Here is a 12520-nt window from a genome sequence, read left to right as displayed (position 1 = left end):
CCTTCTAGAATTTCGGCATGAGTTTCTCCGTCGATCTGAACAGTGACCTGGGCGAGGGATTCGGGGCTTGGTCGCTGGGCGACGACGACGCCATGCTGAAGATCGTCACGAGCGCGAACATCGCCTGCGGATTCCACGCCGGAGATCCGACCACTCTGCTGGCAACCTGCCGTTCAGCCACAGCCGACGGCGTGCGAATCGGCGCGCAGGTGGGCTACCGGGACCTCGCAGGCTTCGGGCGGCGCTTCATGGACGTCGCACCCGCGGATCTGACCGCGGACGTCGTCTATCAGATCGGTGCGCTCGACGGCCTCGCCCGCGTAGCCGGCTCACGTGTCACGTACGTCAAGCCCCACGGAGCGCTCTACAACGCGATAGTCCACCACCGCGAACAGGCGCGGGCAGTGGTCGCCGCCGTCCTGGCCTACGACAGCTCACTACCGGTGCTGGGACTTCCCGGGTCGATATTCCTGGTCGAGGCCGAACGTGCGGGACTACCGGTCGTACGTGAGGCGTTCGCCGGACCGTGGGTACACCGCCGCAGGAACACTGGTCCCCCGGAACGAGCCCGGAGCAGTTCTGCACAACCCTGTCGCGATCGCCGAGCGGGTGCGCGCAATGGTGTCGACCGGTCAGGTCGAGGCCGTCGACGGAAGCACCCTCCGCATCTCGGCGGATTCGATCTGCGTTCACGGAGACAATCCGGCCGCCGTCGCGAGCGCGTCCGCCATCCGTCTACTGCTCGAGAAGTCGAATATCCGAATCACCCCTTTTTGCTAGCGGAGTTCCAGCCTGATCGCACCCATTCGGTGTCGGGGCACTTGTTCGTTGCACTGATATTGTCAGCCGGTCAACATTGTTGCCGTCGGCATCCAGTGGCCAAGAGAACGACAAGGATATTCACGACATGCGCGCAAAGAGCAGCAAGTTTGCCCTCGGATTCGCCTCACTCGCCACCGCAGCTCTCGTCCTCTCCGGATGCAGCAGCTCGGACGACGACGTCACGGCCACCGACACCACCTCCTCCGAAAGCACCACCGAGAGCACCTCGGTAGTCGAGGACGTCGACGGCAAGCTGTCCGACGGTACGCCCTTCAGCGGCGAGCGCATCACTCTGGCGGACGGAAACATCGCCGGCGCACCGGTCATCACGCTCAGCCTCCCGGCCACCTGGACCCACGCTGCGACGGTCCCCGCCGGGATCGTCGATCTACTGCAGAGCAGCACGACCGAGCCGAGCGGATTCTCGCCCAACACCACCGTCGCCATCGACGAGGCCGGAAACGCCCCGCTCGACGATGCTCTCGCCGCCGGCCGCGCCGGTGTCAGTGCCCTCAACGCGTGGAACGAAGTCAAGTACAGCGACATCGACGTCGACGGGCACAAAGCATTCCGTCTCGCCGGTACCTGGGTTGCCCCCAACGTCGACGTACCGGTCTACGCGGTCATGACCGTCGTCGCCTACCAGGCCGACGCGAATTCTCCGGTGTACGTGATCAGCTTCGTCAACCAGTTCACCGACATCGACAACCTCGAGACGTCGAACGAGGTCGAGGAGATCAACACCTCGATCGAGTTCGGCTGACCTGCAACAGCACGATCGTTCTTCGAACGGTGGGCCGAGGTTTCCTCGGCCCACCGTTTCGTATCGCCCCGGACGCTCACTCCACCATAGGGAAGCATTACCTAAATAGCCGGGCTATACTGCGCCGATGAGCGTCTCCGGATTCCCGCACTGGGCAGTTCCCGCAGGGCGGTACGTGCCGCTTCCCTTCGCGAGCACCACCGTCACCGTCGGCCGAGACGAGAAGCGGAACTGGCGGGAAACAGTGCATCCCGAGCACGAACTGCTCTGGGGTGCGTCCGGTCCGATGACGGCGCACCTGGGCGACATCGCCTGGCAGGTTCCCCCCACCGTCGGGATGTGGATACCGGCAGGGACTCCTCGCCGCATCACCCTGGGACCGTCCACGGAAGCTCGTTTCACGTACTTCCGCCCCGAAGACTTCCCACACCCCTGGCACCGACCCGCCATCATCGCCGTCGACGACGTCGTCCAGACCATGCTGCTGCATCTACACAAACGAAACATGCCCACCGAGGCACGTCGACGAGCCGAGGCCGTCGTCTTCGACACCCTCGCACCGATCGAGGCCACGGACGTCGCGGTGCCGATGCCACTCGATTCACGAGCGCTCGCCGTCGCTCGCCGACTGATCGCCGATCCGGCGGATCAACGCAGCCTCGCCGACTGGGCTTACACCGTCGGCGGCAGCCCCCGCACTCTCAGTCGTGTGTTCGCCCGAGGCACCGGGATGTCCTTCACCGAATGGCGAATCCAAGTTCGAGTACGAGCAGCGATGACATACCTCGCGGCCGGGGTTCCGGTGGCGACCGTGAGCCGGCGCGTCGGCTACGAGACGCCGAGCGCCTTCACCAGCGTGTTTCGTAAAGTCACCGGGCGCACACCGAAGAACTACCACTCCGACGCCTGCGAGTTGTCCGCCTGATGGCCGCTACCGCACAGCTGTTGGCATCTGAGAGCACTTTCCGATCGCCGACCGGACCTACCGTTGTACCGCACGTAGGTTCGGGACCGGTCGAGGAGTGTCAGAAGTGTCAGCGCCGCCGAAATCTCACTCCGGACCCCTGCACCTGATTCGAGTCGGTTCCTTCTCCGGTGGGCGCGCGCTACTGCTGGTAACGGCGGTGACCGGGCACGCGGCGTATCAGGTAGCGCAGGCCTTGATCCCCGTCCTCATCGGTGTCGTCGTCGACCGGGCGATCGGGCGATCCGACAGCACAGCGCTGCTGACCTGGCTGGCGGTATTGACGGCACTGTTCGTCGGCCTGGCACTGTCGTGGCGGATCGCCAATCGTCTGAACACTCGCGTATTCGTCTACGGCGAACACGATCTTCGGCTCACTGCCGCTCGCCGCGTCCTCGACGCCCACGGAATGCGCACCAAACGCTCTGCCGGTGAGGTGCTGACCATCTCCACCTCGGACGCATCGCACGTGTCCGGGTTCTCCTGGGTTGTCGCCGAACAGGGTTCGGCTTTCGCCGGTCTTGCCGCCGCGGTGACATCACTGGCCGTGCTCTCGTGGCCGCTGGCTGTGATCGTCGTGACGATCACAGCGGCGCAGCTCGTCTTCATCCACAAGATCAGTTCACCGTTGGACGAACGCGTCTACGCCGAGCAATCCAAAGCTGCCGAAGCCGGCACCCTGGCAACGGATTTCACGCTCGGACTGCGGGTACTGAAAGGCATCGGGGCCGAACCGTCCGCAGTGGCGCGATACACCCGGGCCAGCCGCGAGTCGATGTACGCGGCAATTCGTAAGGTTCGGGCGTTGTCCAGCCTGACCGCCCTGAACTCGGGTGTCTCCGCAGCAGTGTTGGCGGCAGTGACGCTGGGTGCTGCCGCGATGGCCCACCAAGGCTCGATCACGGTCGGGAATTTCGTGGCGATCGTCGGCCTGAGTCGCGTCATCGCCGGCCCCATGGAAACCCTCGGCTTCTTCGGGGCCGAGCTGGCCGCCAAACGTGGTTCCGCCCGCAGGTTGTCGGAACTGCTGACGGAGCCATCGCTGATCGAATCCGGTTCTACCACAACGCTACATTCCACCGAAGCGGACGCCGAGATCCTGCGGGTGACCACTGACAACGGAACTGTCGTCTCCGCCTCTCGCGGCGAGTTGATCGGGATACGCGCCGACGACTCGGCACACCGACTTGCCCTCCGCTTGGGCTACCGGACGCCACTCGAAGCCGATCAGGTCGTCGTTTTCGGCACCGATGCAACCGCACTGGGACCGGACGGGCTCCGTGACCTCGTGTTCGTGTCGGCCCACGAGGGAACCGTGTTCACCGGAACGGTCTTCGACAACCTCGCCACCGGGGCGCTGGACCCGGCCGCCGTGACCGCGTCGGCCCTCGACGACGTGTTGACGCACCTGAGCGACGGACAGCACTCCGAAGTCGGCGAGCAGGGCAAGAAACTCTCGGGCGGACAGCGTCAGCGACTGCTCCTCGCGCGCGCCCTGCATCAACCGCAACCGGTACTCGTACTCCACGAACCCACGACCGCCGTCGATTCGGTGACCGAAGACCGTATCGCACACGCGCTGAAGAGCTTTCCCGGCAAGACCATCCTGATCATCACCTCCAGCCCGACGCTGCTGCACTCCTGCGACCGGGTCGTCGACGTGGACGTACGCGTGGAGGCACTGTGACCGCGATCCTGCCCATCGCGTCCACCTCGGACACCGTTCGCGCTCTGCTCGCACTGCTGCGACCGCGCAGGCGTGCACTGCTTCTCACCACGGTGGTTCTCCTCGCCGCCACCGCGTGCGGGCTGTCCACCCCGGCACTACTCGGACTGATGGTCGACGCCGTGACCGACGGTGCACCGTTTTCGTCGCTGGTATGGATCACCGTCGTGATGCTCGCCGCTGCAGCTGCCGCAGTCGCCCTGTCCTGGTGGAGCACCCAACTACTCGCGAACGTCGCCCAGCACGCCCTGGCGGACCTACGTGAGGACGTGTTCGCCGCGACGCTCGCGCAGCCGTCGTCGCTCGTGGAAGAAGCCGGAACCGGCGATCTGGTATCGCGAGTGTCCGGTGACGTCGAATCCGTCAACACGGTCATCGCACGGGTACTGCCCGCCACCGTGTCCGCTCTGTTCACCATCTCGCTGACCCTCGTCGGCGTGGGAGTGATCGACTGGCGATTCTCCGTCGCGATACTCGCGATAGCACCGATCCACTACTTCGCGCTGCGGCACTTCCTGCGACGGTCCGGGCCCGTCTATCGCAAATCCCGGGCCGCGCAGGCCAGTCGCGGACAACAACTCGTCGAAACCATCAGCGGCGCAGACACTGTCACGGCGTTACGTCGTGGCGACGCCCACATCGACCGGATCGCCGAGACCTCCGAACATGCCATCGGCTACGACATGGTGGCAGTACGGCTGCGCACCAATTTCTTCGCGCAACTCAACGGCGCAGAACTGCTCGGACTGGCAGCGGTTCTGGGCGTCGGATACTGGTTGGTGAGCACCGATTCGGTGTCCATCGGCGCCGCCACTGCCGCCGCGCTGTACTTCCACAGTCTCTTCGGTCCTATCGCGGTGTTCCTCTCCAACGTCGACGAATTGCAGGACGCCGGGGCCGGTCTCGCCAGACTCGTCGGAGTCACCGCTCTGCCCGGGCGCCCGTCACATCTCGTGACCGACAAGGTCACCGAATCTGCCGACATAGCTCTGACCGATGTTTCCTACTCCTACAACGGAATCGATCCCGTCGTCGACGGAGTGTCGATATCGGTCTCGCCCGGCGAACGTATCGCCGTGGTCGGGACCAGCGGCGCGGGCAAGACCACACTCGCCAAACTTCTGGCGGGCACGGTATCAGCCGAAAGCGGACGAATCACCGTGAACGGTATGCCGATCGGTGAGCTCGTCGACGCAGAACTCCGACGTAGGATCATTCTGATCAGTCAAGAAGTGCACGTTTTCGTCGGTACCGTCGCCGACGATCTGCGACTGTGTGCACCCGGCTCCACCGACACCACCATCACGGCTGCGATCCACGCTGCGAAAGCCGAATGGATACACGACCTCCCCGACGGTATCGACACTCGCGTCGGCGCGAGCGGACACGCGTTGACTCCGGCCCAATCACAGCATCTGGCCCTCGTCCGACTGATCCTGCTGGACCCACCGATGGTAATTCTCGACGAGGCGACAGCCGAAGCCGGAACCACCGCAGCCGATCTACTCGACGAAGCGGCCGAAGTCGCGGTGACGGGGCGGACCAGCATCGTGATCGCCCACCGCCTGAGCCAAGCTGTACGCGCCGATCGAATTCTCGTCATGAGCGGCGGACGCGTGGTCGAGAGCGGCAGACACGACGAGTTGATCGGCATGAACGGAACGTACGCGCGGTTATGGGAGGCGTGGTCGGCCCGAAGGTGATTCGGGCCGACCAGACCGTCTACCGGTAAAAATCAGATCAGCTGATGCGGCGACGACGAGCGACATCGGCCAGGACCACACCGGCGGCCACCGACGCGTTCAACGATTCGACGGGGCCGGCCATCGGGATCGACAGGATGGCGTCGCAGTTCTCGCGGACCAGACGCGACAGCCCCTTACCTTCGGAGCCGACGACGATCACCACGGGACCACTACCGTCGAAATCGTCGAGGGTGGTGTCACCCTCGGCATCGAGACCGACAACCTGAACACCCTTGGACGCCCAGTCCTTGAGTGTGCGAGTGAGATTGGTCGCGCGAGCGATCGGCAGACGAGCTGCCGCACCCGCGCTGGTACGCCAGGCCACGGCACTGACGCTGGCGCTACGACGCTCCGGGATCACGACGCCGTGTCCACCGAACGCGGCCACCGAACGCACCACGGCACCGAGGTTGCGCGGGTCGGTGATGTTGTCGAGCGCAACGAGCAGCGGCGGCTCGGAGTGCTTACGTGCCTCCGACAGCAGGTCGTCGGGGTGCGCGTAACGGTACGGCGGAACCTGCAGGGCGATGCCCTGGTGAAGGCCGTTGGCGCTGAGACGATCCAGGTCCGAACGCGGCACCTCGAGGATGGAGATACCGGCGTCGGCAGCCCGCTGGACGGATTCCTTCAACCGGTCGTCACTCTCGGTACCGACAGCAACCCACAGCGCCGTCGCCGGAACACCAGCGCGCAGGCACTCCACAACCGGGTTGCGTCCGAGGACGGTCTCGGGACCGTCGAGAACCTTACGACCCGGACCCGGGCGACCGCCGCGGCCCTGGTTCTGCTTCTCGTCCGCGCGAGCGGCGCGTGCTGCACGCTTCGCCGCCGGATGCTTGGTACGCGCCTCGGCGGGAGGTGTCGCACCGCGGCCGGCGAGACCGCGCTTGTGCTGGCCGCCGGAACCGGCAACCTGCCCCTTCTTGGTGCCGCCCTTTCGGACTGCGCCGCGCCTGCTCGAGTTTCCAGCCATTGTTACTGCCCTGCCTTCAGGGACCATTCGGGTCCGTCGGGAGTATCGGTTACGTCGATACCCGCCTTGATGAGGCGATCACGGACCTCGTCCGCCACCGCCCAGTTCTTTTCCGTCCGCGCCTGCTGCCGCCGATCGAGATCGGCGCGCACCAACACGTCCAACGCTTCCATCGCCGTCTCGGTGTCGCCACCGGACTGCGTCCAATGTGCATCGAGTGGGTCGACGCCCAGGATCGCGAGCATGGCCCGCACCTGTCCGGCCGCCACCCGAGCCGCGCCGAGATCACCGGCGGCGAGCGCCGAGTTTCCCTCGGTTGCCTTGCCGTGGATCTCGGCCAGGGCGATCGGGACCGACAGATCGTTGTCCAGTGCCTCCGCGAAACCGTCCGTCCAGGTTCCGAGTTCGACACCACCCGCGCGCTTGTTCGTGCGCAGAACGAACGTCTCCAGCCCCTGATACGATTTCGCGCTCTCCGCGAGGGCCTCGTCCGAGTACTCCAGGTTCGAGCGGTAGTGCGCGCTACCGAGGTAGTAGCGAAGTTCCTGAGGGCGAACCTTCGCGAGCACGTTCGGCACCGACAGAACGTTGCCGAGCGACTTCGACATCTTCTCGCCACTCATCGTCACCCAGCCGTTGTGCAACCAGTACTGAGCGAAGTCGTCACCGGCGCACTTGGCCTGGGCCAACTCGTTCTCGTGATGCGGGAACACCAGGTCACGCCCACCGCAGTGGATGTCGAACGCGGCACCGAGATAGAACTCGGCCATCGCCGAGCATTCGAGATGCCAACCGGGACGACCCGCACCCCACGGTGTCGGCCACGACGGTTCGCCGGGCTTCGCAGCCTTCCACAACGTGAAGTCGCGGGGATCACGCTTGCTCTCGGCGGCGCTCTCCCCCTGATGGACGTCGTCGAGTTTGTGCCCGGACAGCGCGCCGTACTCGGGGTAACTCTGCACGTCGAAATAGACGTCGCCCCCCGCCGCGTACGCATGGCCGTTCGCGATGAGTCGCTGCATCATCTCGACCATCTGTGTCACGTGGCCGGTGGCTCGCGGTTCGATGGACGGGGGAAGTACACCCAACTGGTCGTATGCCCAGGCGAACGATCGCTCGAACGTCGCGGCCCACTCCCACCAGGGGCGGCCGGCGTCGGCGGCTTTGTTGAGGATCTTGTCGTCGATGTCGGTCACGTTGCGTACGAACGCAACGTCGCTACCGTGCGCGAGCAACCAACGTCGTAGAACGTCGAAAGCGACACCGCTACGGACGTGCCCGATGTGCGGATCTCCTTGGACAGTAGCCCCACACAGATACACCGATGCATGTCCAGGGGCCAACGGAACAAAATCCCGAAGGGCCCGCGTACCGGTGTCGTATAGGCGCAGGGTCACGACCAGCGATCTTACCTGTCGCTATGGGTTGTCATGACCAATGCGGTGGCGATGGCGGCGATCCCTTCGCCGCGACCGGTCAGACCGAGTCCGTCCGTGGTGGTCGCGGACACGGAAATCGGAGCGCCGAGAATGTCGGAAAGCACCTGTTGCGCCTCGGCGCGGCGCGGCCCGATCTTGGGCCGGTTACCGATGACCTGCACCGCCGCGTTACCCACAGCGAACCCGGACTCTTCGAGCAGTCTGCGCACTTCGGCGAGCATCCTGGCCCCGCTCACACCGTCCCACTCGGGACGGCCGGTACCGAAAACCGAACCCAGGTCGCCGAGTCCGGCCGCCGACAGCAGTGCGTCACACAAGGCGTGTATCGCAACATCGCCGTCCGAATGGCCGGAACATCCATCGGCATCCTCGAACAACAACCCTGCCATCCAGCACGGCCGCCCTACCTCGACGGGATGAACGTCGGTGCCGATACCTACTCGCACGAAGAAAGCTCCCGTCCTGAACCCGATCCGTTCAGCAATGCCCGCGCCAACACCAGATCGTGGGGAGTGGTCACCTTGAACGCCAATGCGTCCCCTTCGATGGTCTGCACGGTCACTCCTAGCCGTTCGACCAGAGCGGCGTCGTCGGTGGCAACCGCGCCGACCTCGTCGTATGCCCGCCGCAGTATCGCGGCATCGAAACCTTGCGGTGTCTGCACTGCGCGCAGATCACTGCGCTGCGGGGTCCCGGTGACCGCCCCGAATGCGTCAACCGACTTGATGGTGTCCGTGACCGGCACCACCGGAATGACCGCCGAACTTCCCGCCCGCAACTGTGCGACCACTCGCGCGATCACCGACGGCGGTGTCAGCGCCCGGGCTGCGTCGTGCACGAGCACGAACCGGGCGTCACCCGCGCCGGCAAGTCCGGCCCGTACCGAGTCGGTACGTTCGGAACCCCCGGCAACCACGACGACGTCCTCAGCGCTTCCCAGGTCCGCCCGCACCTCGGCCACCATCTCCGGCGGCACAATGACGACAACGCGGTCGATCGCTCCGGAATCCCGGAGACCATCGACCGCGCGTGCAAGCATGGTGCGCCCGCCGAGTTCGACGAATGCCTTGGGCACATCTTCGCCCAGACGCACTCCCCGACCCGCGGCAGGAACCAGCGCTACTACCGACACTGTCAGCTTTGTTCGTTCGTCAGTTCAGGACGCGGTCGCGAGGACCTCGTCGAGAATGATGTCGGCCTTTTCGGTATCAGTACCCTCGGCGAGCGCGAGCTCTCCGACGAGAATCTGACGGGCCTTGGCAAGCATTCGCTTCTCACCTGCGGAAAGTCCGCGATCTTGTTCACGACGCCACAAGTCCCGAACAACTTCGGCGACCTTGTTCACGTCACCGGAAGCCAGCTTCTCGAGATTTGCCTTGTATCGACGAGACCAGTTGGTGGGCTCTTCGGTGTGTGGTGCGCGCAGAACCTGGAAAACCTTGTCGAGGCCTTCTTGTCCGACCACGTCACGAACTCCGACGTATTCGGCGTTGTCTGCAGGAACCCGTACTGTGAGGTCGCCTTGTGCAACCTTGAGAACGAGGTACTCCCTCTGCTCACCCTTGATGGTGCGGGTTTCGATAGCTTCGATCAGCGCCGCACCGTGATGGGGGTATACGACGGTGTCTCCGACCTTGAAAATCATGTGTCCCGTGCCCCTTTCGATTCCACTAGTTTAACACGTTCGGGAAGCGACCACTCATCAACTGTGCAGGTCAGGGGCATCCTTACTCGAGCGTAGGGCTTGACAGGCCCAGATGCGCGTGCATCGCGCGGCCGGTAGCAGGCCTCGCGCCACCGGTCGAAGCCCTACTCAGACAACCGTTGTGACTACCCAGCGACCGGCCCGCGAGAGCTGACTACTACTCTGCCTAGTGGAGTGCGAACCTGACGCCCTGGAGGACGAACCGTGACTGCTATCCGTAAGCCGACTCGCCGAGTCGCCACCGCCATTGCGCTCGCTGCCGGCGCAGCCATCGCGCTGTCCGCATGCAGTTCCGGCCAGGTGAGCCAGACCGCCGTCCAGCAGGCCGCGGTGAACGGCAACACCGCGAATGTCGGCGAACTTGCGCTACGCAACGTGCACATCGCGTACCCCTCTTCCGAGGAGTACAGCATCGAACCCGGCGGCAACGCCGTTCTCGCCTTCACGATCGTGAACGAGAGCAACGAAACCACGGACAAGCTGATCCGCATCAGCACCGACTACGCCGCGCGGGTCATCGCGGGTGAAGAGACCGGCGGCCTCACGATCAAGCCGCAGTCGAGCCTGCAGGCCGGACAGGTGCCTGCCGACCAGTCCGCAGTCGATCTCGCCGACACCCAGATCAAGAACAAGGACGAGAACTCGGATGCACCGTCCGCCCTCACCCTCGTCGTGCTCGAGGACATCAAGGCCGGTGTTCGCCCAGGCTTGACCGTCCCGGTCACCTTCACCTTCGAGAAGGCCGGACCCGTCACCCTCGACGTTCCCGTCGACGCAGGCCCGCTGCTCGAGCGCAACATCTCCGACAAGTCGCCGGTCGAAGGTTCGGGCGGACACTGAAACCCTGAAGGGGTTCCAGAACAACAGGTGGGCAACAGGTTTCGCTCACGCACTGATGCAGCCACCAGAGGCGGGGTCCATGTCGGACCCCGCCTCTAGTCTGTCCAGGTGGCCAAAGCCAAGTCTAACTACCGCTGTTCCGAATGCCAGTCCGTCGTGCCCAAGTGGGTCGGCCGGTGCCCGGACTGCGATTCGTGGGGTTCGATGTCGGAAGTCACCGTCGTCGCGCCGGTGGCCGGCCGTGCCGGTGCATCACTCGCGAAAGCCGGCGCGGGAGCGGTGCTACCCACGACGCCTGCCACACCGCTGACCCAGATCGACAGCAAGTCGACGCAGGCAAAGCCGACGGGAATCGGTGAACTCGATCGCGTTCTCGGCGGCGGCGTCGTACCCGGTTCCGTGGTCCTCCTCGCCGGCGAGCCGGGCGTCGGCAAATCGACGCTGCTCCTCGAGGTCGTCTACCGGTGGGCCATGCGCAGTCCCGAAGACCGGGCACTGTACGTCACCGGTGAGGAATCGGCAGGCCAGGTCCGACTACGCGCAGATCGCACCAATTCGGTTCACGAGCGGATGTACCTCGCGGCCGAATCGGATCTCGCCACCATTCTCGGGCACGTCGAACAGGTCAAGCCGACACTGTTGATCGTCGACTCCGTCCAGACCATGCTCGCCGCCGACGTCGACGGCGTCGTCGGCGGAGTCACCCAGGTCAAAGCCGTCACGAGCGCTCTGACGTCACTGGCCAAGGCCAGCGGGATACCGGTACTGCTGATCGGTCACGTCACCAAGGACGGCGCCGTCGCCGGGCCCCGATCGCTCGAGCACCTCGTCGACGTCGTCCTGCACTTCGAGGGCGACAAGCACTCCACCCTGCGCATGGTCCGTGGGGTCAAGAATCGGTTCGGCGCAGCTGACGAGGTCGGCTGTTTCGAGCTCAGCGATCAGGGCATACACGAGATCAGCGACCCGTCCGGCCTGTTCCTGCACCACCGCGAAGAAGCAGTCGAAGGCACTGCGGTCACCGTCATGATGGACGGCAAGCGCCCTCTCCTGGGCGAAGTTCAGGCATTGGTCGCACCCACTCCGCTACCGACCCCCCGCCGCGCGGTCAGCGGCCTGGACACCGCCCGCGTCGCCATGGTTCTGGCTGTCCTCGAACGGCGGGCCGGGGTCTCGATCGCCAAATCCGACGTGTACGCGGCCACTGTCGGCGGAATGCGCATGACGGAACCGGGCGCCGATCTCGCGCTCGCCGTGGCCGTCGCCTCGGCGGTGAAGGGCAAACCGGTTCCGGCCGGACTCGTCATACTCGGTGAAGTCGGACTGGCAGGCGAGGTTCGTCGCGTCGCCGGCGTCAATCGGCGTCTGATCGAAGCCGCTCGGCTCGGGTTCACCAGTGCGATAGTGCCCGTCGACTCCGGCCCGAAGGTTCCCGGAATGCGGGTGCACGAGGTCGCGAACCTGGGCGATGCCTTGTCCTGGGCCGCGATGACCGGCCGCAAGCAGAATCCGCCGCGCCCCAAGCTCGCGCAGGTCGACTGAA

Annotated in this window: 11 protein-coding genes and 1 pseudogene; 7 read left to right on the top strand and 5 right to left on the bottom strand. The window is 65.0% G+C overall.

The window, feature by feature from the left end:
* The first annotated feature begins 17 nt into the window (after nucleotides 1-17).
* The 5 genes and pseudogenes from ABH922_RS00895 to ABH922_RS00875 all read left to right on the top strand — a co-directional run bounded on the left by ABH922_RS00895 (nucleotide 18) and on the right by ABH922_RS00875 (nucleotide 5978).
* Nucleotides 18-780 (top strand): annotated as a pseudogene (locus ABH922_RS00895) (LamB/YcsF family protein).
* 127 nt (nucleotides 781-907) lie between these two features.
* The gene (locus tag ABH922_RS00890; RefSeq protein WP_424805142.1) at nucleotides 908-1585 is read left to right on the top strand and encodes an LpqN/LpqT family lipoprotein; all 678 of its coding nucleotides are present in this window, start codon (nucleotides 908-910) and stop codon (nucleotides 1583-1585) included.
* A gap of 127 nt (nucleotides 1586-1712) precedes the next feature.
* A complete protein-coding gene (locus ABH922_RS00885; protein WP_424805141.1) occupies nucleotides 1713-2510 on the top strand; it encodes an AraC family transcriptional regulator in 798 nt (265 codons plus the stop codon).
* A gap of 106 nt (nucleotides 2511-2616) precedes the next feature.
* Complete coding sequence (locus ABH922_RS00880; RefSeq protein ID WP_424805140.1) at nucleotides 2617-4236, top strand: ABC transporter transmembrane domain-containing protein; 1620 nt, start codon at nucleotides 2617-2619, stop codon at nucleotides 4234-4236.
* Nucleotides 4233-5978, top strand: coding sequence for an ABC transporter ATP-binding protein (locus tag ABH922_RS00875; protein WP_424805139.1), 1746 nt, complete (start codon nucleotides 4233-4235; stop codon nucleotides 5976-5978). Before ABH922_RS00880 ends, ABH922_RS00875 begins: the two co-directional genes overlap by 4 nt.
* A gap of 37 nt (nucleotides 5979-6015) precedes the next feature.
* Here the strand turns inward: ABH922_RS00875 and rlmB are convergent, their stop codons facing one another.
* From rlmB to ABH922_RS00850, 5 genes are read right to left on the bottom strand one after another with little or no spacing between them, the layout of a single operon-like run.
* Nucleotides 6016-6993 carry a 23S rRNA (guanosine(2251)-2'-O)-methyltransferase RlmB gene (gene rlmB, locus ABH922_RS00870; protein ID WP_424805138.1) on the bottom strand — a complete coding sequence of 326 codons (978 nt, stop codon included), beginning with the start codon at nucleotides 6991-6993 and terminating at the stop codon, nucleotides 6016-6018.
* 2 nt (nucleotides 6994-6995) lie between these two features.
* Nucleotides 6996-8390 carry a cysteine--tRNA ligase gene (cysS, locus tag ABH922_RS00865; protein WP_424805137.1) on the bottom strand — a complete coding sequence of 465 codons (1395 nt, stop codon included), beginning with the start codon at nucleotides 8388-8390 and terminating at the stop codon, nucleotides 6996-6998.
* 11 nt (nucleotides 8391-8401) lie between these two features.
* Complete coding sequence (gene ispF, locus ABH922_RS00860; protein WP_424805136.1) at nucleotides 8402-8878, bottom strand: 2-C-methyl-D-erythritol 2,4-cyclodiphosphate synthase; 477 nt, start codon at nucleotides 8876-8878, stop codon at nucleotides 8402-8404.
* On the bottom strand, nucleotides 8869-9564 hold the full coding sequence (gene ispD, locus ABH922_RS00855) for a 2-C-methyl-D-erythritol 4-phosphate cytidylyltransferase (protein ID WP_424805135.1): 696 nt from the start codon (nucleotides 9562-9564) through the stop codon (nucleotides 8869-8871). The genes ispF and ispD overlap by 10 nt, the downstream gene beginning before the upstream one ends.
* Nucleotides 9565-9588: 24 nt before the next feature.
* The gene (locus tag ABH922_RS00850; protein ID WP_424805134.1) at nucleotides 9589-10077 is read right to left on the bottom strand and encodes a CarD family transcriptional regulator; all 489 of its coding nucleotides are present in this window, start codon (nucleotides 10075-10077) and stop codon (nucleotides 9589-9591) included.
* A 264-nt stretch (nucleotides 10078-10341) separates the two neighbouring features.
* Here ABH922_RS00850 and ABH922_RS00845 point away from each other — a divergent pair, with 264 nt between their 5' ends.
* On the top strand, nucleotides 10342-10977 hold the full coding sequence (locus ABH922_RS00845; protein ID WP_424805133.1) for a hypothetical protein: 636 nt from the start codon (nucleotides 10342-10344) through the stop codon (nucleotides 10975-10977).
* Nucleotides 10978-11085: 108 nt separating this feature from the next.
* The gene (gene radA / locus ABH922_RS00840; RefSeq protein ID WP_424805132.1) at nucleotides 11086-12519 is read left to right on the top strand and encodes a DNA repair protein RadA; all 1434 of its coding nucleotides are present in this window, start codon (nucleotides 11086-11088) and stop codon (nucleotides 12517-12519) included.
* Nucleotide 12520: the final 1 nt, after the last annotated feature.

The organism is Rhodococcus sp. 27YEA15 (assembly GCF_049739425.1).
GTDB lineage: Bacteria > Actinomycetota > Actinomycetes > Mycobacteriales > Mycobacteriaceae > Rhodococcus_F.
This window is presented reverse-complemented; position numbering and strand designations above follow the sequence as displayed.